Genomic DNA, 20,932 nt, shown 5'->3' on the forward strand with positions numbered 1-20,932 from the left:
ATTAACAAAATATTTAGCAGTTTTTCGCTGACAGTCAATCCAAAAGTGCCGCTGGGGCAAACACCTTAACTACGCACAACCGGCACGCACTCATGGCGCGAAACAGTCACGCAATATGCCTTGAATGGCATTCCCTCAACGCGCCCAAGGGCCTTCGCAACGAGCGTTCTTCGCGGGGATCGTTCCAAAGAATGGCTTGATCCGGTTTCTCAAGGCCCGACAATATTGGACAACTGGTCCAGTGTTTCCTGACTGTCCCATTGAGCTGGTCCAACCATGCGGCCTATTTCGCGTCCTTCGGGGTCGATCAGAACCGTTGTCGGTATGCCGAAGACATTGAGGGTGCGCATCGTATTCTGGGACGGGTCCAGGTAAACGCGCAGGTCTGTCAGTTTGTGGAGCCGGTAGAAGCTTTCGATGTTTCCGGAACCGGTCGTATCGATGGAGATCGGCATCACGCGAATGTTCCGGTCATCCAGATTGCGTGCAAGCTGATCGAGGGCAGGCATTTCTTCGCGGCACGGCTCACACCATGTGGCCCAGACATTCACGATCAGGTAAGCCCCCTTGAAATCGCCCAGGTTCAGCGCTTCTCCCGATGCACTCGAGAACTCCGTTACGGGCAGGTCTTTTGGGGTGTCCAGCATGGTGAACCGGCCCGGGGGCAACTGCTTGCTGAACAGAAGCGGATAGACATTCGCGACAAGAACGAAGCTGCCGATCAGTACCAGGAACGTCGTGAGTGATGAACGCATGCAATAAGCTCAGGTCGAATTCGGCTTCAAGGCGGCTAAAGGAAAATTGGCGTGGGCCAAGATCCCACTTGAGTTATCAGGTTTGGTGTCCCCGTCGATGGTGGCGGCGATCAAAAACGTGTGTGCGATCACATCGCTGATTATGACCATTGCCTGGGCAGTACACCGCGCGCCGGTTACAGCGTTTCCTTTCCATGTAAATCGGCTTGCGGTCTTGATGATGAAATCCCCCTGCATGTACCGCCACCGCGAAGTGATGACACTGATATGCTGCAGTGCATTATCAATTGGTTGAATACGCGAATTGATGTTCGTTACGAAAACCCTGTTTTCGGAGTGTCCTTTGGTCGTGTGCAAGGCGCGTAGCCTTCCGCACCCGCTCAAAATGACGGATTTCTGCGGGCTGAGAGCAATCATACCTAAGTATTAATTCGTCGGAATGATAGTGTTCATACGTATGATTATACCTAAGTAGCGTAATTCGTAAGTAGTGTTGTAAACGAGATTTGCGCTGCTAGTGTCCCGAACTCAATTCTGATCACTTCAGTTTTGCTCTATCAAGTTGTTTTCGATTGTGGGTCCATGTGAGGCGGATTTCACGAAAATATCGAAGCAATTTTCGAGTAAAATTCCAAGTTTGTCTTGCTGGGGGCAGGCGCAGGTACAGTTCGTGTAACCGCTGTTCAGTCTCCACTCCAAACGGATCATGAATTTCAATGCCTCACCTTCTGGTTTCGCGTTCGCTTTGTGCGATGCGGGAGATTCTGGTCGAAGACGAAAGCAATTGCAGCAAATGCAGGGCGCCGCACATAGCCGTCGGCCGCTGCCTGCGGCAGGACGAAGTGGAGGAGACACCATGTCCGAAAACTCATCCAACAATGGATACTGGTCTGCGAACATGCGGATCATATCGATCAGCCTCGTGATATGGGCGCTGGTCTCTTTCGGGTTCGGCATTCTGCTGCGCCCGCTCTTGAGCGGGATTTCCGTTGGCGGGACGGATCTCGGCTTCTGGTTCGCGCAACAAGGTTCGATCCTTGTCTTTCTCGCGATCATCTTCTTTTACGCGTTCTGGATGAACAAGGTCGATCGCGACCACGGTGTCGACGAACAATAGGGGCCTGACAGATGGATCAGTTTACTATCAATCTGCTGTTTGTGGGCGGCTCCTTTGCGCTCTACATCGGCATCGCTATCTGGGCCCGGGCGGGCTCGACCTCCGAATTCTATGCAGCCGGCCGCGGTGTGCATCCGGTCACCAACGGCATGGCAACGGCGGCGGACTGGATGTCTGCGGCGTCGTTCATTTCGATGGCGGGCCTGATCGCGTTTACCGGTTATGACAACAGCTCCTTCCTGATGGGCTGGACCGGCGGCTACGTGCTCCTTGCGCTCTTGCTCGCGCCTTATCTGCGCAAGTTCGGCAAGTTCACTGTCTCCGAATTCATCGGCGACCGGTTTTACAGCCAGACCGCCCGGATCGTGGCCGTTGTCTGCCTGATCGTTGCCTCGACGACCTACGTTATCGGTCAGATGACCGGCGTTGGCGTTGCCTTCGGGCGTTTTCTGGAAGTCGATAACACCACCGGTCTGCTGATCGGGGCCTGTGTCGTGTTTGCCTATGCCGTCTTTGGCGGCATGAAGGGCGTGACCTATACCCAGGTGGCACAGTACGTGGTCCTGATCACGGCTTATACCATTCCGGCGATCTTCATCTCGCTCCAACTGACCGGCAATCCTATCCCGGGCCTTGGCCTGTTTGGAAATGATGTCGCCAGTGGTGTTCCTCTGCTGGAGAAGCTGGATCAGGTGGTGACGGAACTCGGGTTCAACTCCTACACCGCTCACCACTCCAACACGCTGAACATGGTTCTGTTCACGCTGTCGCTGATGATCGGCACCGCTGGCCTGCCGCACGTGATCATGCGGTTCTTCACGGTGCCGAAGGTCTCCGACGCGCGCTGGTCCGCCGGTTGGACGCTTGTGTTCATTGCGCTGCTTTACCTGACCGCTCCGGCCGTCGGTGCCATGGCGCGCCTCAACATCACGGAAATGATGTGGCCGAATGGCGGGATCAACGGCGGCGCGGTCGCGGTCGAGACGATCGCCGAAGATCCGAAGTATGACTGGATGGACACCTGGCAGAAGACGGGTCTTCTCGACTGGGAAGACAAGAACGGCGACGGCAAGATCCAGTACTACAACGACCAGAATGCCGAAATGCAGACCCTTGCCGCTGAAAAGGGCTGGGTTGGAAACGAGCTGACAAAGTTCAACCGTGACATTCTTGTTCTTGCAAACCCGGAGATTGCCAACCTTCCAAGCTGGGTGATCGGGCTTGTGGCAGCAGGGGGGCTTGCCGCCGCGCTTTCAACGGCTGCCGGGCTGTTGCTGGCAATCTCGTCAGCGGTCAGTCATGACCTGATCAAGGGGGCCTTCAATCCCCGGATTTCCGAAAAGGGGGAACTCTTGTCAGCGAGGGTCGCGATGGCGGTCGCCATCGTGGTGGCAACCTATCTGGGACTGAACCCGCCGGGCTTCGCCGCGCAAACGGTGGCGCTGGCCTTCGGACTGGCGGCGGCATCGATCTTCCCGGCGCTGATGATGGGGATCTTCTCGACCCGCATCAACAACACCGGCGCCGTTGCCGGCATGCTGGCCGGCCTGATCGTGACCCTTGTCTATATCTTCCTGCACAAGGGCTGGTTCTTCATCCCGGGCACCAACACCTTCACGGATGCCGATCCGTTGCTCGGACCGATCAAGTCGACCTCCTTCGGAGCAATCGGCGCGGCTGTGAACTTCCTGGTCGCCTATGTCGTTTCCGGCATGACCAAGGAGACACCGCAGGCGATCAAGGAACTGGTCGAAAGCGTGCGCATTCCGCGTGGTGCGGGCGTCGCGCAGGACCACTGATCACCCCGGCTGGCGGCTGGTTTCCAGCCGTCCAGCCCCGTATGATCCGGTCCTGCCCGGTCTTTGCCGGGCAGGACAATCTTTCAGTGCGAGGCGGTTTGAATGTCCTTAAGCGTCAGCCAGATTTTGGGGTTCCTGAAATCGCTTCATCCTTACGATGCGCTTTCGCATGATGTGCAGCAAAAGCTGGCCGAGCGTTTCCAGGTGCATCGCGTTGAACAGGATGCGCCTATCTACAAACTCGGCGACCCGTTGCCAGGCCTCTTCGTCATCTACGAGGGCGGGGTCAAGATCCGGGACGAAAACAGCGTCGTCGTCAGCCATCTGGTTCACAGGAACACGTTTGGCGAACGCGGCCTCTTGAAAGACGGGACGGCTGCGACGTCGGCACAGGCAGACGAGTCGTCCGTGCTCCTGGTTCTGCCACCCGCCGATTTCCGCAAACTCCTGGATGAACAGAAAATCGTGGCGCGCTTTTTCGACAGGGCGCGCAAGGCAAGCATCCGCAGCAGAGATCTCGCGACCACGCTTGCCGAAACGCTGATGGCGCGGAACCCGATCACATGTTCGCCCGATGCATCGGTTCAGGACGCCGCACGCATGATGCGCGACCGGCATATTTCCTCGCTTTGCGTAGCGGACCAGGAAGAAACACTGCTCGGTATCGTGACCACGCGGGACCTTTCAGGAAAGGTCCTTGCGGAAGGGTTGCCGGGTTCGACCGGCATAACCGAGATCATGACACCAAACCCGCTGGCGCTGGCTCCATCTGCGATCGGGACCGATATCCTGCACCTGATGATGGAAAAGCGGATCGGACATATTCCGATTGTCGAAGGCGGCCGCCTGGTCGGTATGGTGACGCAGACCGACCTGACCCGTTTCCAGGCAATCAGCTCGGCGGACATGGTCGGCCAGATCACCCGCGCAGCGACGGCCGAGAAGATGGCTGCGGTCACGGCCAACATTCCGCGACTTCTGCTGCAGCTCGTGGCTGCAGGCAGCCCGCACGAAGTGGTCACGCGGCTGATTACCGATATCGCCGATACCGTTACGCGCCGCCTTCTGGTTTTGGCGGAGGAAGCGCTCGGGCCGCCGCCCGTGCCGTATCTGTGGCTTGCCTGCGGCTCCCAGGGGCGGCAGGAGCAAACGGGCGTCAGTGATCAGGACAACTGCCTGTTCCTCGACGACGCAGTGACTGACGGTGACAGGGAAGGCTATTTCGCCGACCTTGCCCGCTTCGTGTGTGATGGTCTGAACACGAGCGGTTATGTCTATTGCCCGGGCGACATGATGGCGACCAACCCGCGCTGGTGTCAGCCCGTGCATGTGTGGAGAAGCTATTTCGAAGGCTGGATCCAGAAGCCGGATCCGGAAGCACAGATGTTGAGTTCGGTCATGTTCGATCTGCGGCCGATTGGCGGTGACAAGAAGCTTTTCGAAAATCTCCAGGAAGAAACGCTGAAGGCTGCTGCATCGAATTCCATCTTCGTTGCGCATATGGTCAGCAACTCGCTCAAGCACCATCCACCCCTCAACCTGCTCAGGGGACTGGCGACGATCCGCTCCGGCGAAAACAAGAATACGCTTGATACCAAGCTGAACGGCGTCGTGCCGATTGTCGACCTTGCGCGGATCTATGCGCTGCAGGGGCAGATTACCGCTGTCAACACCAAGGCACGCCTGGTGGAAGCACGTGCGAACGGGCGGCTCAGCCAATCCGGTGGCAGTGATTTGCTGGACGCTTATGACCTGATCGCCGAAACCCGGCTGTTGCACCAGGCGGGTCTCATCAAGCTCGGACAGAAGCCGGACAACTTTCTGCAGCCCTCGGCACTGTCGGATTTTGAGCGAAGTCATTTGCGGGATGCATTTGTCGTGGTCAAAACAATGCAGTCCTCGATAGGACATGGTCGCGGAATGCTGGGCTAAATCACTGCGGAAGTGGAATGGACGGGGCGGAAACAGGACCCTGTCCGGGAGGAAAGACATGTTTGTCGAGCTGATTGCAGCCTTTGTCGCCGGCATCGCGGCCGCAGGCGTTGTCATGCTGGTCAACCGCCTGCTGGGCGGACGGCTGCCGCGCTGGTTTGCTCCGGTTGCTGCCGGCGCTGCGATGATTGTCACCACGATTGCCAATGAATATGGCTGGTTTTCCCGGACCAAGGAGGCCTTGCCCGAGGGCATCGTGATCGCACAGACAATCGAAAACAGGGCGTTCTACAGGCCCTGGACATATATCCAACCTTTCGTGGAGCGTTTTGTCGCCGTTGATGTCGGCACCATAAAAACGCATCCGGACCGGCCGGGTGAACGTCTCGGAGAGACCTACTTTTTCGGCAGATGGTCGCCGGTGAACAAACTCACGGTGCTTGCGGACTGCGCCGGCAACCGGCGAGCCGCATTGGCAGATGCCATTGCGTTTGTTGAGGGTGGTGCCGTCTCCGGTGCGGACTGGATCCACGTTCCTGCCGATGACCCGATCGTTTCCACAATCTGCGGAGCGGAATGATGCTGATGTCGCTCAGTCTGAGAATGCGGACCTTCATGCTCTTTTCAGGTTCCGCGGCTCTGTGTTCCCTACTTGTCGTCCTGTCTCATTACTTTGCGTTCAACCGGCTGGACGAGGGCGGCGCGGTCTCCGCGTTCCTGATCTCAGGTTCGCTCTCGGCCTTCGCGATCCTTGCAGTGACCACGAGGGTCTGGCTGCTTTTCGATGAAAATGTCGCCAAGCCCATCGATCACCTGGCCGCCACGATCCGGACGCGCGCGCATGCTGGCGTCGATGCACTGGTGGATCTGCACGGATCCCGCTTTCTCGGTGACCTTGGACCGGCCATTCAGGCAGTGACGGGAAAGCTCTCGGAGGTATCTGCGGAAACCGATGACATGGTGGCGAACGAAACCGCGCGGCTCATGGCGGAAAAAGCACATCTTTCCATGCTGTTGACCGAAATTCCGGTCGCCATCATCCTGGTCAGTCCAAACCACCGGATCATGCTCTATGACGGGCAGGCCGCCGATGTTCTGGGCCAGGTCCATGTTCCGCGCCTCAGCGCGTCTGTTTTCGACTATTTCAATGAAGAGGAGTTGCGCGCGGCCCAGGCGAAACTTACCGAAGGGCGCTCCGAGGTTATTGCCAAAATCAGCGGCAGCAAGGGACAATTGAGTTTTGAGCTTCGCCTCAAGAAACTCAAGAAGGTCCCGGGCTATATGATCCTGGTTGATGGAACAAAAGCACAGATCGCACCGGAGGCAGAGCGCCCTCTGATCTATGATTTCGATCTCGATGAACAGGAAAGCGAACGCGCGCTGGAAAACAGGCCGTTGCAGGATCTGCAATTTGTCGTTTTCGACACGGAAACCACAGGCCTGATGCCGAACAAGGATGAAATTGTCCAGATCGGTGCGGTTCGTGTCGTAAGGGGCAGGATTGTACCCGGCGAAACCGTGGATCAACTGGTCAATCCCGGCCGCGACATACCCCCGGCTTCAACGAAGGTACACAGGATCACGGACGAAATGGTCGCCGGTGCCCCGGATGCGGGCGCTGCGGTGACGCGGTTCCACGGCTTCGCCCGCGACTGTGTCATGGTTGCGCACAATGCGCCTTTCGACATGGCCTTCCTGAACCGGCACGCCAGGGTTTGCGGCCTTTCCTGGGATCACCCGATGCTTGATACCGTGCTCTTGTCCGCTGTTCTCTTCGGCGAGACGGAAGAGCATTCTCTGGATGCCCTTTGCAAGCGGCTCGATATCACGATTGCGCCCGAGCACCGGCACACCGCGCTCGGAGACGCGCAGGCGACGGCCGAGGCGCTGTGCAAGATGCTGCCGATCCTGTCGTCACGCGGGTACAAGACATTCGGCGAGGTCATTCAGCAGACCCGCAAACACGGCAGGCTGTTGAAAGACCTGAACTGACAGGCAGTTTTGGTGCCCGAACTCCGGGTCCATACCCTAGGTGATGGACCCATAAATGAGACTGAAATGGCATGCGAAATGGCGAAATCCCGTTGGGAAGGGTGTGCGGAACGGGCTTTTTGCCCGGTCAAGCACGCTGACGCCACGGGGTGAAGCCATTTCCATGTCCTTCGGATTTGACCGGCTTGCTCCTCCTCAGCGTTGCGAAAGGCTTGAAAATGAGGGACATTTCCTGCGCTTCCGCGCCTTGATGAGAAGCAAGCCGCCTCAAACCATTACGGTCTTATTTATCGGTCCATCACCTAGTCGAACACGTGGCCGTGCTTATACCGTTCATCCTTGCCGGCAGCTTCGGTCAGGGCGGCGACGTTGGATTTGGTGAAGAAGCCGTCGAAGGCCTTGCAGCGTTCGATATACTCGGTGATAAGCAGGGTGTGTTTCGAGTGTTTGGAGAAAATTTGTTTCAGATCCGGTGAATCCTTGCACTCGCCGACGACATGCGCGAGGAACGGGATGCCCTGCTGCCCGAGCAGGCCGACAACATAGTCGACATTCTTCTGGTTCGAAGGATGGTCGCCGTCCAGGATTTCAACCGCCATGTGATGCATTCTTCGCCCGTAATTGCGCACGAAGTCTTCCGTCGGCATGGGCAGGTTCTCGAATGAATTGACGAAGGACGGCGTGTTGTTCGCCGTGAACACCTTGGCCGGTGACTGCTTGTCATCACCGACAATCGGACACCGGTTCACGTTGGTGGAGGAGTTCATGTCGGAGATGTTGTAGGCACCCCAGAAATAATAGGGAACCATTGTCTGGAATTCGAGGATCGCGTCTTCGCGCTCACCTGCCAGGATGCGCGTGGCCATGTGGTCATAGCCAAGCATCAGTTCGTTGAGACCGTGTTTTTCGGCAAAGGCGATGCCGTCCTGCAGCGATGTCTTTTCGGCCTCGGTCAACTCGACCCGTTCGCCCAGCGCGAGGCTCTCCGGATCGTTGAAATCATGGTTGGAATAGCCGATCCGGTTGCCGGTGAAATCCGAGGGTGTGGAGAACACCATGCCCTTCGACGTGTAGACATCGTTTTCGGTATCGCCGGGGTAATCAAAGCGGATGCTCTGCGCTTCCAGGGTTTTCTGGAGTTCTGCGGTATCGGAGCAATGAAATACCTCACCGACATAGCGGGTATTGGGCTTCTGGCGCGACAACGGGTAGAGCACGTTGAGGCGCCTGATGTAGTCTTCGTAACTGTCTGAAAGCGGCTCCATCAGAATGACCGCCGGAAATTCCGGCCTGTTGTGCAGCACATGAAACTTGTGCGTTCCGGAAATGTAGCTGGAGTGGTACCGGTTCGGCGTCATCCGGTGCAGTTCGGCCATTGTCGGAACGCCGTCGCCGGTCTCGACCTGAATAACGACCGCCTTCATCGCACCGACGAGATCGTTCACGCCGGTCTTCGCCCGGCGGTCATATATTTTCGGCAAATATTCCTCGAAGAATTCCGAATTCTTCTTGTCACCCTTGGGTTCGTAATCGGAATAGTCGAATGGCAGCGCGTCCATGATGCTCAGGTCCCCGGTGTGTCACGATCTTCGTGTTGGCGCTTCCATTAGGCCGGATCGCACTTTACCCGTCAATCGATTGCAGATGACCGTTTTGCAACGTGGCTGACGCAGACGTTTTTCCTGAGCCAGCCGAGCCAAGTTGCTCCTTTCCAAACAGAAAGGCCACGCGCGATGCGTGGCCCTTTCTTGTCGACAGGCTCCCGGTTCCGGGGCTGTCATTTGGTGTTCGGCTGATATCAGCGGATGCGGACAGTCAGTCCGTTCGCATCCTTTTCGGGATCAGCGCAGAGCCCGTGCGTTGTCGGCTTGCAGGCGACGGACGGAAACCGGCTGGTTGCCATTCAGATCACCGTAGGCCTGGTCGGCGAAGTCGGCAAAAATGCGGGCGTCAGGCTGCTTGGCGCGGTTCGTGGAACGGCTCAGCTGGCTGTTGTTGATGTTCTGCTGGTTGCTGGTGAAAAACACCGGCTCGGAACCGTTGGAGTCGCCATAGAGACCACCGAAGTCGATTGCGCTTGCCGTGCCGACGAATGCACCGGAAACAAAGACTGCTGCGATAACGGACGAAATGATTTTCTTGCTGGTACGCATTGGTATGTTCCTTTTCATATGCTTGTGTCTGTTTGAGGTGCGTGGCGATTGGCCTGCGTTTGCACCTCGGTTACAGCATATGAACGCCTGGGGTATGTAAAGGTTCCCAAAATCTTTTAATAAAACGCACTCATTATAATAGAGAGAAAAATTTCTTGTTTTCTTTTGGATTAAAATCATAATCTATACTATTTATTTTGTGATATAAATCACTCATCAACTTGTGTGTTAGTTATTGAAGCCGTTCATGGCGCGAGGTTTTTTCATGGCGCTGCTTCATTGAGGTGATGCGTCACTGAAAGTTTCGCTTACTCATCCGTACGTTAGACATCTTGGATTTTTCCGGATCACTACAAGTAACTTTTGCGTGGTTCGAAGTCTTGAGCCGATCTTGCGCACGGACTATCAACTCGTCATGAACTTCCTTTGAAAGATCTAAAACAAGTTCGTTTCCAACATTAGATGCTGGTCATCGCAACAGCCGCCAGGGAGGGCTAGATGACCCGTTTACAAGATCGCTTCTCAGCAGACCTGCAATCTGAAATTCCGCACTTGTGGCGTTTTGCCCGATCCATCTCAACTTCGTCCGAAGCAGCCGACGACCTGATGCAGACCGCCCTGGAGCGGGCCCTGCGCAACCGGGCTCAATATGCGGAAGGAACCAAGCTCAGAAGCTGGCTCTTTGCAATCGCCCGCAACGCGCAGCTGGATGAATTCCGAAAAGTGGAACGCAGGGGACACCATGTCCCGATCGAGGAATGGTATGAGCAGGTGACGGCTGCACCCGCGCAGGAAAAGCACGTCGAGCTCGGCGATGTTGCCAAGAGCCTGGAAAACCTTCGTCCGGAAGAGCGGGACGTCCTCGAACTCTGTGTTTTTTCGGGCCTGTCCCATGACCAGATTGCCAGCCAGATGGGCGTTGCCATCGGCACCGTGAAGAGCCGGCTGTCGCGTGCCCGCCAGGCGCTCGCCGCGTAACGACCCAAAGTGTTGGAATCCAAAAAAGGCTGTTCACCCGTATTGAAGATCTGAGACTGGTTGGTGACCAAATACAATCAGTTTCAGGATCGATGGAATGAACAACCTCTTTTAGAATCCACACCTAGAACGCGACGCGGTCTCCGCCCTTCAGGTCCAGCATCTCACGTGCTTCGTCCGGGGTTGCCACTTCGCAGCCGAGGTCCTCGACAATGCGCCGTATCTTGGTGACCTGTTCCGCATTGGATTTGGCAAGCTGGCCGCGGGCAATCATGAGACTGTCTTCCAGACCAACGCGCAGGTTGCCGCCCATCTGGCTGGCGGTCGTGGCGAAAGGCATCTGAGCGCCGCCCGCTCCCAGAACGGACCATTGATAATCGTCACCGAACAGGCGATCCGCCGTTCTTTTCATGAAGACAAGATTGTCGATGTCCGGGCCGATGCCGCCCAGAATGCCGAATATGAACTGAATAAAGACAGGTGCCTTGAAGAGGCCTGCATCCATGCAGAATTTCAGATTGTAGAGATGGCCGACGTCGTAGCATTCATGCTCGAATTTGACACCATGTGATCCACCAAGTTCGTTTGCGACAAAGCGAATATCCGCAAAAGTGTTCCTGAAAATGTAGCCTTCAGAGTTGCGGATGTAGTCTTCTTCCCAGTCGTATTTGAAGTCCTTGATCCGGTCGGCGATCGGGTGGAACGAAAAGTTCATCGATCCCATGTTCAACGAGCACATTTCGGGAGACGCCCATTTGGCCGGCGCGATCCGCTCTTCCATCGTGTTGACGAGGCTGCCGCCGGTCGAGACATTCACAACGGCGTCCGTTGCCTGCTTGATCACCGGCAGGAACGCCTTGAAGTGATCGGGTGCGATCGAGACGGATCCGTTTTCCGGATTGCGTGCATGCAGGTGGAGAATGGAAGCGCCCGCCTTGGCCGCTTCGATCGCCTGATCGGCAATGTCCTCGGCGGTGAAGGGAAGCGCATCCGACATGGTCGGCGTGTGGATGGCGCCCGTCACGGCGCAGGTAATGATTGTCTTTTTGCGTTTGCGAGCCATCTCTACTTCCCGTTTTTCTGATTTTGGTCCACGACCCGCCGCGACAGCGGGAAAAGTTCCAGACCGGTCCTGTCCTTGACGAAGCCCCAGATCCCCCTTGGGGCCTTCAGCATGACCACGATGGCAACGAGGCCGAGCAGCAGGAGATAGGTCGTGCCGAGATCCGCGAGCGTTTCGCGCAGCAGGAAGAAGACGATCACACCGATGATCGGGCCTTCGAGCGTGCCGATGCCGCCGATGACCACAATGAAAATCACGAACGCGGTCCAGTCGTTCACGCTGAAGGCGGCGTCCGGCGAAATCCGGAGTTTCTGGAGGAAGATCAGGGCGCCTGTCGATGCCGTAAGGCCAGCGGTCACGACATAGACGATGAACTTGTGGCGCCAGATGTCGATGCCGAAGCTGTTGGAGGCGACTTCGCTGTCCCGGATGGCGGTGAGAGCAAGTCCGTTTCGCGATCTGAGGAGAACATAGATCACGGCCAGGACGAGAACGGCCATGCCGAGGGCGAGCCAATAGGTCGTTGCCTCGCGCATGGACCGGCTCGAGGCCATGGAGCGGACGATGGCGACCGGCAGACTGGTGCCGGAGCCGCCGCCAAGCGCGGAAATCTGGGCAAAGCTGAGGCGGAACACTTCCGCGATCACCCATGTGCCGATGGCGAAGTAGGCCCCGCGAAGCCGGAAGATCAGGAAGGCGACGGGCACGGCGACGAGCGCACCGAGAAGCCCGGCAATCGGAATTGCTGCCAGCGGTGACAATCCTGCAAAGATGGCCAGCGCGAACAGCATGTAGCCTCCGAAGCCGACAAAGGCCTGCTGGCCGACCGAGACAAGCCCGGCATATCCGGCAAGCAGGTTCCAGAGACAGGCGAGGGAGAGGTAGAGAAAGATCTCGCTCAAAAGCCGCATATCGGCGCGGCCCGCCCACCAGGGAGCGGCAATAAGGGCCGCAAGGAAAAGGATGCCGACAAGCGCAGCGATGCGGCTTGCGGGCGACGATCTCGATATTGTGTAGGTTGCCGATGTCATCAGTCGATCCGTGGGAACAGGCCGCGCGGTCTCACCGCGAGAACGATCAGAAAGGCAATGTGACCGGCCAGGAGCTGCCAGCCGGGATTGATCTGTGCGCCGATATTCTGGCTGACGCCAAGAATGATGCCGCCGATCAGGGTGCCCCAGAGATTGCCCAGTCCGCCGATGATGACGGCTTCGAAGCCGAAGATGAGCCGGCCTGGACCGATCGACGGGTCGAAACTGGTGCGAATGCCGAGAAAGACCCCTGCTATGCCGACGACGGCGAGGGATAGAGCCATGGCGAGCCCGAAAACATGGGCCTTGTTGAGGCCCATCAACTGGGCAATGTCCTGCTTGTCCGATACCGCCCGGAAGGCCCGCCCGAGTGCCGAGCGGTAAAAAATCCACTGCAGAGCGGCAATGACGGCGACTGACACGAGAAACATGAGCAGCGGCAACACGCCGATGTTGAGATCACCCGGAAGCGCAAGGCTGGCGGTCTCAATCGCTCCCGCGTTCATCTTCTGCGGATCGGCGCTGTAAATCTCGAGAAGCCCGTTCTGGATGATCACGGAGAGGCCGAAGGTGACCAGGAGCGGTGGCAGGATATCGTCGCCGAGGGTCTGGTTGAGAATGCCGCGCTGGAGCACATAGCCAAGAAGGGCCATGAGCGGCACGACAAAAACCAGGGCGAGCAACGGGCTGACGCCCAAGGTGGTTGTCGTCGTCAGCGCGAGGAAGGCCGCAAGGACGATAAAGTCACCATGCGCGATGTTGACCAGGCGCATGACGCCGAATATGAGCGACAGGCCGGCTGCAAAAAGCGCATAAAGACCCCCCAGCAGCACGCCTTGCAAGATGGCGTTTACCCAATCCATCCAAGTGCCTTTCCGCGGTCCTTGAAACCGTCCGTTCCGATTTTTGGGAATGCGCGTTTCCAGCGCGGTCGTCTGGTTCGGCCGTTCATTGTCTACACCCCGAAATAGGCAGCACTGATCTGCTCGCGGGTCAGTTCGTCCGAACGCCCTTCAAGCGAGATCCTGCCTTCCTGCATGCAATAGACCCGGCCCGCGACACTCAGTGCCTTGGCGATATCCTGTTCCACAATGACGGCGCTCATGCCCTGGCCGATGATGCCGGGCAGGGCGTCGTAGATCGACTTGATAATGATCGGTGCAAGACCCAGACTGATCTCGTCGAACAGGATGAGTTCCGGGTTGGACATGAGCGCGCGTCCGATGGCGACCATCTGTTGCTGGCCGCCGGAAAGTGCGGTTGCCTGGACCAGACGTCTTTCCTTCAGGACCGGGAAGAGCGCATAGACCTTCTCCAGGTCCCATGCGCCCTTGCGTCCCATCTGTCCGCCGATGACCAGATTTTCCTCCACGGAGAGCGACTGAAAAAGCTGTCTGCCCTCCGGCACCATGGCGATGCCGGTTCTGGCCACCTGATCTGCGCGCATCGCACCAATCTCGGAACCGTTGAACGTGACCATGCCCGGCCCGTTGGTTAAAAGACCGGTGATGGACCGCATGAGTGTCGTCTTGCCCGCGCCGTTCGCGCCGATGATGGCAACGACTTCGCCGGGCCGAACGTTGATATCGACGTTGAACAGGGCCTGGAAGTCGCCGTAGTGCGCCGTGAGCGCATGCGTGGCAAGGAGGGCGTCAGGCATCGGCATCCACTCCCATGTAGATTTCCTGCACCTCCCGGCTTGCCATCGTCTCCTTCGGATCGCCCTCGGCGATTTTCCGGCCGAAATCGATCACGATCAGACGGTCAACAACCGACAGAAGTGCATGAACGATGTGCTCGATCCAGATGATCGAAATGCCAGTCGCCCGGATCGTGTTGATGGTTTCGACCAGCGAGTGACATTCGTTCTCGGTCAGGCCGCCGGCAATCTCATCCAGCAGCAGCAGTTTCGGCTGCGCGCACAGTGCACGGGCCAGTTCCAGGCGCTTGCGGCCGAGCAAGGTCAGGGAGCCTGACACATCGTTGGACTTGTCGATCAGTCCCGTGAGGTGAAGCATTTCAAGGCAATGCCGGTCGGCCTTTTGTGCAGGCAGTTTGGCGCCGTGCGTTGCCGCGACAAGGACGTTTTCGAATACGGTCATGCCTGAAAACGGCTGCGGGATCTGGAAAGAGCGGGCGATGCCCTGTCTGCATCTTCGTGCGGCCGAGTGCCGGGTTATGTCTTCTTCGCTGAAAAATATCTGCCCGCTGTCGGCCCGCACAGTTCCCGTGATCAGGTTGAACATGGAGGTCTTGCCGGCACCATTGGGCCCGATGACCCCAAGAGCTTCGCCTTGATCGAGCCGATAGGACAACTGATCGGCCACGGTGATTGCACCGTAGGATTTGGACAGGTCCTTGAGTTCGAGAACGGGGGCCATCGGCACCTCTTGCGGGGGGAGAAAACCTGGGCGCACGGCGGTGAAGCCGTGCGCCGATGGGGCATTACGCCAGCAGTTTCAGCTTGCCGGTTGTGGGGATCTCCGGCGCGCTGTGATTTGACGTAATGACCAGTTCCATGCCATTGGCGCCCTTCTGCCACTGGCCCGCGACCAGCGGTGTCTTGGAAACGTTCTTCACCGGGCCGAAACCCCAGTTGACGTGTCCAACCACCGTCGGAAGATCCGTCGCCTGAATGGCTTCGAGGATCGCATTCGGGTCTTCGAGGTCTGCGGTTCGCTTGATGACATCGGTTGTCACTTCGAAAAGCGCATGCTTGAAGCCGATAGGCTGGGTCCAGGGGCGCCCGGAAGAGGCGACGTATCCGTCTGCCAGCTGCCTGGCGCTTTCGCCGGTCAGCGAGGACGAGAACGGATGTTCCGGCGTCCACCAGATTTCAGAGGTCAGTCCGTCACCGCGATCACCGAGGGACTCAATGACCGACGGGAACAGGAGCGCCTTTCCGATGGTGACCACCTTGGGCTGGAAACCCTGCTGGGCCGACTGGGACCAGAAGGTTGCAAAGTCGGGCGGGATCATGTTGCCCGTGACAATCTCGCATCCGGCTTCCTTGAAGGCCGAGATCTGCGTGGAAAAATCGTCTGTCAGGGGCTGGTAACGGCCCGGATCGGTCAGTTCGAAACCGCTGCCGACAAGGGCAGGGGGGAAGCCGACCTTGTCGTCGCCCCAGGCGTTCCCATCCGCGTCGTTGGGAAACAGTCCGCCAACCTTTCGCTCGACCCCGGCTTCCTCCCAGAGTGCCAGAAAGGCCTTGATGACGTCTTCCAGTCCCCAGAAGAAGTGATAGGTGTAGTCGAAGCCCTGGGCCGGGTCGCCGTTGCGGCCGAAGAAGTAGGGCTGCCACGGGCAATCGGTGGTGATGCAGGGGACTTCGTTGAGCTCCGCCTGGTCGGAGATCGGGTTCGTGGTGTCGGGCGTGGACGCCCCGACCAGAATATCGACTTCGTCGCTCAGGATCAGTTCCGAAGCGACTTCGGCCGCCCGGTTCGGATTGGACTGGCTGTCCTTGGAGATGATCTCGACCTTGTAGGACCTGTTGTTGTTTTCAACGCCGCCTGCAAGGGCCTTTTGAATTCCGGCAAGCACATAATCGTCCGCTTCGGCGAACCCTGCCAGGGGACCGGTACGCGGACTCACGTGGCCGATTTTAATCACAGGATCGGCTGCATATGCCCGGGTCCTGGTCAGGATGGCAGGTGCTGCCAGTCCCGCTGTTGCACCGGCAATGAAGCCTCGGCGCGTAATGCCCAGTTTCTTTCCAATGAGCGTCATCATCTATCCTCCCGGATGCGCTTTACATGGTCGCAGGCTGCTTCACTCCAAGATGGTGTCCAGCTTGCGCAAGTGAGTTGAAACACGCAGGCGGAGCTGGTCCGCTTCCTCTGGTGTCCAACTCCGAAAACCTTCACCAGACTTCATTCCGAGCTTTCCTGCCTCCACAAGAGCGCGCAGATAAGGAGAAGGTGCGGGCCGATTGTCGAGATCGGCCAAAACGTTTTCATGGATGTCGAGGGTCAGGTCAGTGCCGACCAGATCCGCGTTCGCCAGCGGACCGAGCACCGACAGGCGTCGGCCAAAACTTGTATTCACCACAGTGTCGACGTCGGCGGCGGTGCAAACCCCCTTTTCAACGAGATTGATCGCCTCGCGCCACATCGCGTGCTGCAGCCGGTTGCCGATGAAACCGGCAACATCCTTTTCGACACGCACCGGTGTCTTGCCGACCGAGGCCAGGAGCTCCATCGCTGCATTCACGACCGCTTCGGAGGTCCATTCGGTCCGGATGACCTCGACCAGCGGGATCATATGCGGCGGGTTCCACCAATGGGTTCCGAGCGCCCGCGAACGTTCGCCCAGCTCCGACATGATTGTGGTGATCGGGATCACCGAGGTGTTTGATGCAAAGATGCAGTCTGCCGGAGCATGGCGTTCGGCTTCGGCAAAGAGGGCGCGCTTCAATTCCGGTTTTTCAGGGGCGGCCTCGAAGACGAAGTCGGCATCCCGAACGCTGTCGGGCAAGTCGGAGACCGGCGCGATACGGGCGACAGACAACGCGATTTCAGCGTCATCGGCGCCAAGCGATGCGAGGCTCGCGCGCACCCTTTCGTGCAAGGTGTCCAGACTGTTCTGAAAGGCATCGTAGACCCGGACCTGATGACCTGCCCGCGCGAATGACAGCGCGATACCGTGGCCCATCAGACCGGCTCCAAGGACTGCGATGTTTCTGGTCCCGTTCATCGCCTAACCTGCCGTGTAGCCGCCATCGGCGTAGAGAATGTGTCCGGTGTAGAAGTTGGACGCTTGCGAGGACAGGAACAGGAGCGGGCCGATCAGGTCTTCCGGCTCACCGAGCCGTCCTTTTGGCACCCGCGCCAAAAAGCCGTCCCGGAACCCCTTCGCGAGTTCGTCATCCTCGAACATCCACGCAGTCAGGGGAGACCGGAAAACCGTGGGTGCAATGGCATTGACGGTGATGTTGTCAGCTCCCAGTTCACAGCCGAGCGCCTTGGTAATGCCGTCGACCGCTGCCTTGGAGGCGCAATAGGCGGTGTAACCCGCCGGATGACCGAGAAGTCCCCGGGCCGATGACACCAGCACGATCTTTCCACCGAGAGGCTGCTTCATCATCTGCGCGGTTGCCGCGCGGGCGAGCAGCCAGGACTGGGTGACATTGGCTTCCATGACACTGGAGAAGTCTTCCGGTGCCATGTCATTGATCTTGGCGACCTTGTTCATGCCGGAGGCGACGACCAGGATGTCGAGAGAGCCGTGATGCCTGACACAGTTCTCAACCATCTCTTCGCAGGTTTCCGCATTTGACGGGCGCTTGTTGACCGTTTCGACGGCCGCGCCTTTCTCGCGGCATTGCTCGGCGATTTTCTCAAGCGCTTCGCTGTTTCCTGCGGCCAAGATGAGATCGCAGCCGGCGCCAGCGAGTGCATTTGCGGCGACAGCGCCGAATGCGCCGGTTGCTCCGGTGACAAGTGCGACCTTGCCCTTGATGTCGAACAGTTCGAGCGGATGGGTCCAGACGTCAGCCATCAGTTTGTCTCCGGCGGATAAGGAATGACGACAAGCATGGTGCAGGTGTGGTTTGACCGGTTTTCGATCGTGCGCAGCTCGTCGGGGGCGATCGTGCAGCTGTCGTATTTTTTCAAGACGGTGGTTGTCCCGCCGGTTTCTACGGTCATTTCGCCTTCGAGAACGACATATACCTTTTCGAACGGGGTCGAGTCCGGTCCGGCACCGCCTCCCGGAAGAAACTGGCTCAGGCCGATCCACTGGTTTTGAGGCCCGCCGTCTTCAAAGCCTTGCAGGCGCAGGCCGACCACGCCGCGGTGATTGGGTGCCTCGTAAGGCTGTGCGTCTTCAAAACGCTTCACATGCATCGCTTCCTCCCAGACGCTGCATACGGAACCGCCGCCGCGCGGCGGTTCGCATTTTCAAGGGATCAGAAGTCTTCACCCGGTTCGATGCGGTACTGCTGACCGCGGTCGATCATGGCAACGAGGCGAATGATGCAGCCGTCGCCGCGGTCCCAGTTCCAGGGAAAGAACGCGAAGGTGCAGCGTTTCCCGGTCACGGCATCAAGATCTCCACCGACGTTTTCAATCCCGAGGATGCCGTTGGAAAAGAGGGTGTTGTGGACCGGTTCCCACTCCGGGAAGTCGTCTTTCCAATCGCGCCCGCCGGACCATTCCAGATATTCCGCTTCCAGATGCGGCAGGATCGGACCGTTGCGCTGGGGCCCGATCGCGGTTGCCAGCGGGTGATCGTTTGCCTGGGTGTCGTGACCGACGACCTTGACACCCTTTTCAACCATCCAGTCAGCGGCAGACGGCACGAGGCCGGGGCAGTAGGCGAAATAATCGCCGTCTTCATACTGTTTGTGCCAGCCGGTGTTGATAATCAGGACGTCATTCTTGCGAATGGCGTGGCCGCAGGCCTTTTCGAGATCGTCGGCCGTGATCTGTTCCCATTTCTGTTTTGGAACGGAGACAACAAGACCAGATCCGAAGAAGTGGGGCAGAGGGACCTCGTCGATGAACGGCGTGCCCTGGACCACGTGAGCCGGCGCATCAATGTGCGTCGTGACATGCATCGTCGTCGTGATCGTCTGCGAGAGCACGCCGGACTTGGCCATGTAGTGCTTCCGGTCGATCTGGACGTCCTGGAAATAGGGCCAGTTCGGGCACTGGAAGCCGTAGCGGTGGGACAGGTTGTAGAATTCGACGCCCATATCGTTGTTCAGATTGTCCTGAAACTCGATGCCGCGAATAGTCACTGACATATGCGTTCCTCCCGTCAGTCAGCGTATCACTGTATTGCTAAACGGTACAGATGCATCGTAATGTGGTCAAGTCGAAATCTCGACACGGCAAAAATTTTGACCTATATGCTGCATTCAGCGCTGTGCAAAAAAGCGAATCCAGCGTCCGGTCAAAGAGGGCAAGCAATGGTTTTGGCGATGGAATCCGAGAAAAAAGCCCAATCAAATCAGGGCGTGCAAGTCATATCGCGCGCGGCTGAAATTCTGCGCGTTCTGAAAAACGACAACAGTGGTCTCAGTCTGGGGCAGATTGCAGAACGCGTACAACTGCCCCGTTCTACGGTACAGCGGATCGTCAACGCGCTTCTTTCCGAGCGTCTCGTCATGTCATCTTCGGCCGAAGGCGGGCTCCGCCTCGGTTCAGAAATTCAATCGCTGGCGGCAGCCGGGCGCGTGAACATGGCAGAACTGGTTCATCCGGTCCTGACAGATCTTGCAAGGCGCATGAAGGAGACCGTCGACCTTGCGGTTTTCCGCGACGATCACATGGTGTTTCTGGACCAGGTTGTGGGCACACATCGACTGCGGACGGTTTCGGCGGTCGGAGAGGTGTTTCCCATGACCGATACGGCAAACGGCAAAGCGGCCCTGTCGTTGTTTGAAGACGATCGCGTTGTCGCAATCGCCAGCCGGGAGCTGAAGAGTGGCGGAGAAAGTCAGCGACCCCTGTCCGACTTTCTGAGAGAGATTGAAGATATTCGGGAGGCGGGAATAGCGTGGGATCTTGATGAGCATACCCAGGGGATCTCGGCCGCGGGTTTTGCCTTTCAGGATCCGGTCGGACTGACTTATGCAATCTCGGTTCCGGTTCCTTCGCATCGATTTGGCACCTTGAAGGAAAGCCTGGCGGAGCAGCTTTCCGAAGCGCGCACGGCTGTGCTCAAGCTGGTCTGAAACGTCTTGAAGGCGCGATTGCCGGTGCGCGCCCTCCCTCAAGCCGGCCCAGTTTCACGCAGCCACACGTGCAGACACGCCTGCGCGCCGGTTCTCGATGCGTTCGGCGCGATAGTCGGACCAGTCTTCCCTGGTATCGGACCACAGGTCCTGCGGGTCCGGGAAGGCTTCGCTCATTACATCCTCGGTGATGTCGTTGCACCAACCCTCCACGGCGTTGAATTCCAGAACGGCCCTGACCCGTTCGAGTTGTCCGTTTCTGATGTCATCAACGAGTTTGTGTTTGCGCATGTCTGCCAGCTCAAGTTCCGGCGTGTACAGGCACGTCTCGATTTCGCAGATGACCGAGAACATTGTTCTATCCAGGTTGGGTCGCACGAAGTTCCTCCCTTACATTTCACATGAGATTATACGCAAAATGCGTACAA

At 58.0% G+C, this 20,932-nt stretch carries 22 protein-coding genes; 7 read left to right on the forward strand and 15 right to left on the reverse strand.

Annotated features, from left to right (window positions below):
• Nucleotides 1-209 precede the first annotated feature (209 nt).
• Entirely contained in the window at nt 210-755 is a 546-nt protein-coding gene (locus RDA78_RS15910; protein ID WP_434050802.1) for a TlpA family protein disulfide reductase, read from the reverse strand.
• Between the two features lie 9 nt (nt 756-764).
• Nucleotides 765-1,172: a hypothetical protein gene (locus RDA78_RS15915; RefSeq protein WP_434050803.1), complete on the reverse strand. Its 408-nt coding sequence runs from the start codon at nt 1,170-1,172 to the stop codon at nt 765-767.
• A 439-nt stretch (nt 1,173-1,611) separates the two neighbouring features.
• Here RDA78_RS15915 and RDA78_RS15920 point away from each other — a divergent pair, with 439 nt between their 5' ends.
• From RDA78_RS15920 to RDA78_RS15940, 5 genes are all read left to right on the forward strand, one after another.
• Complete coding sequence (locus RDA78_RS15920) at nt 1,612-1,872, forward strand: DUF4212 domain-containing protein (RefSeq protein ID WP_434050804.1); 261 nt, start codon at nt 1,612-1,614, stop codon at nt 1,870-1,872.
• Between the two features lie 11 nt (nt 1,873-1,883).
• Complete coding sequence (locus RDA78_RS15925; RefSeq protein WP_434050805.1) at nt 1,884-3,671, forward strand: sodium:solute symporter family protein; 1,788 nt, start codon at nt 1,884-1,886, stop codon at nt 3,669-3,671.
• A 102-nt stretch (nt 3,672-3,773) separates the two neighbouring features.
• Nucleotides 3,774-5,603, forward strand: coding sequence for a DUF294 nucleotidyltransferase-like domain-containing protein (locus RDA78_RS15930; RefSeq protein ID WP_434050806.1), 1,830 nt, complete (start codon nt 3,774-3,776; stop codon nt 5,601-5,603).
• A gap of 58 nt (nt 5,604-5,661) precedes the next feature.
• Nucleotides 5,662-6,183 (forward strand): hypothetical protein, encoded by a 522-nt coding sequence (locus RDA78_RS15935; RefSeq protein WP_434050807.1) that lies wholly within the window; start codon nt 5,662-5,664, stop codon nt 6,181-6,183.
• 5 nt (nt 6,184-6,188) lie between these two features.
• Entirely contained in the window at nt 6,189-7,595 is a 1,407-nt protein-coding gene (locus RDA78_RS15940; protein ID WP_434050808.1) for an exonuclease domain-containing protein, read from the forward strand.
• A gap of 302 nt (nt 7,596-7,897) precedes the next feature.
• On the opposite strand, the gene RDA78_RS15945 is transcribed toward RDA78_RS15940, so the two are convergent.
• Nucleotides 7,898-9,154: a hypothetical protein gene (locus RDA78_RS15945; RefSeq protein WP_434050809.1), complete on the reverse strand. Its 1,257-nt coding sequence runs from the start codon at nt 9,152-9,154 to the stop codon at nt 7,898-7,900.
• A 282-nt stretch (nt 9,155-9,436) separates the two neighbouring features.
• Nucleotides 9,437-9,748, reverse strand: coding sequence for a hypothetical protein (locus RDA78_RS15950; protein WP_434050810.1), 312 nt, complete (start codon nt 9,746-9,748; stop codon nt 9,437-9,439).
• A gap of 498 nt (nt 9,749-10,246) precedes the next feature.
• Here RDA78_RS15950 and RDA78_RS15955 point away from each other — a divergent pair, with 498 nt between their 5' ends.
• Nucleotides 10,247-10,726, forward strand: a complete 480-nt coding sequence (locus RDA78_RS15955) for an RNA polymerase sigma factor (RefSeq protein ID WP_434050811.1) — start codon at nt 10,247-10,249, stop codon at nt 10,724-10,726.
• 124 nt (nt 10,727-10,850) lie between these two features.
• Here the strand turns inward: RDA78_RS15955 and RDA78_RS15960 are convergent, their stop codons facing one another.
• From RDA78_RS15960 to RDA78_RS16005, 10 genes are all read right to left on the reverse strand, one after another.
• Nucleotides 10,851-11,789, reverse strand: coding sequence for a 3-keto-5-aminohexanoate cleavage protein (locus tag RDA78_RS15960; RefSeq protein WP_434050812.1), 939 nt, complete (start codon nt 11,787-11,789; stop codon nt 10,851-10,853).
• A gap of 2 nt (nt 11,790-11,791) precedes the next feature.
• Complete coding sequence (locus RDA78_RS15965) at nt 11,792-12,820, reverse strand: branched-chain amino acid ABC transporter permease (protein WP_434050813.1); 1,029 nt, start codon at nt 12,818-12,820, stop codon at nt 11,792-11,794.
• Nucleotides 12,820-13,683 (reverse strand): branched-chain amino acid ABC transporter permease, encoded by an 864-nt coding sequence (locus RDA78_RS15970; protein ID WP_434050814.1) that lies wholly within the window; start codon nt 13,681-13,683, stop codon nt 12,820-12,822. The genes RDA78_RS15965 and RDA78_RS15970 overlap by 1 nt, the downstream gene beginning before the upstream one ends.
• Nucleotides 13,684-13,775: 92 nt before the next feature.
• Nucleotides 13,776-14,486: an ABC transporter ATP-binding protein gene (locus tag RDA78_RS15975; protein WP_434050815.1), complete on the reverse strand. Its 711-nt coding sequence runs from the start codon at nt 14,484-14,486 to the stop codon at nt 13,776-13,778.
• Nucleotides 14,473-15,201, reverse strand: a complete 729-nt coding sequence (locus RDA78_RS15980) for an ABC transporter ATP-binding protein (RefSeq protein WP_434050816.1) — start codon at nt 15,199-15,201, stop codon at nt 14,473-14,475. Before RDA78_RS15980 ends, RDA78_RS15975 begins: the two co-directional genes overlap by 14 nt.
• Before the next feature lie 64 nt (nt 15,202-15,265).
• Entirely contained in the window at nt 15,266-16,552 is a 1,287-nt protein-coding gene (locus RDA78_RS15985; protein ID WP_434056157.1) for an ABC transporter substrate-binding protein, read from the reverse strand.
• 42 nt (nt 16,553-16,594) lie between these two features.
• The gene (locus tag RDA78_RS15990) at nt 16,595-17,518 is read right to left on the reverse strand and encodes a 3-hydroxyacyl-CoA dehydrogenase family protein (protein ID WP_434050817.1); all 924 of its coding nucleotides are present in this window, start codon (nt 17,516-17,518) and stop codon (nt 16,595-16,597) included.
• A gap of 3 nt (nt 17,519-17,521) precedes the next feature.
• A complete protein-coding gene (locus tag RDA78_RS15995; RefSeq protein ID WP_434050818.1) occupies nt 17,522-18,322 on the reverse strand; it encodes an SDR family NAD(P)-dependent oxidoreductase in 801 nt (266 codons plus the stop codon).
• Nucleotides 18,322-18,669, reverse strand: coding sequence for a cupin domain-containing protein (locus tag RDA78_RS16000; protein WP_434050819.1), 348 nt, complete (start codon nt 18,667-18,669; stop codon nt 18,322-18,324). Before RDA78_RS16000 ends, RDA78_RS15995 begins: the two co-directional genes overlap by 1 nt.
• A 62-nt stretch (nt 18,670-18,731) precedes the next feature.
• A complete protein-coding gene (locus tag RDA78_RS16005) occupies nt 18,732-19,571 on the reverse strand; it encodes a cyclase family protein (protein ID WP_306143040.1) in 840 nt (279 codons plus the stop codon).
• Nucleotides 19,572-19,736: 165 nt separating this feature from the next.
• On the opposite strand from RDA78_RS16005, the gene RDA78_RS16010 reads away from it, so the two are divergent.
• A complete protein-coding gene (locus RDA78_RS16010; protein WP_434050820.1) occupies nt 19,737-20,504 on the forward strand; it encodes an IclR family transcriptional regulator in 768 nt (255 codons plus the stop codon).
• Between the two features lie 54 nt (nt 20,505-20,558).
• Here the strand turns inward: RDA78_RS16010 and RDA78_RS16015 are convergent, their stop codons facing one another.
• Entirely contained in the window at nt 20,559-20,858 is a 300-nt protein-coding gene (locus RDA78_RS16015; RefSeq protein WP_434050821.1) for a hypothetical protein, read from the reverse strand.
• Between the last annotated feature and the right edge of the window lie 74 nt (nt 20,859-20,932).

This window comes from Roseibium sp., assembly GCF_051016195.1.
Lineage (GTDB): Bacteria > Pseudomonadota > Alphaproteobacteria > Rhizobiales > Stappiaceae > Roseibium.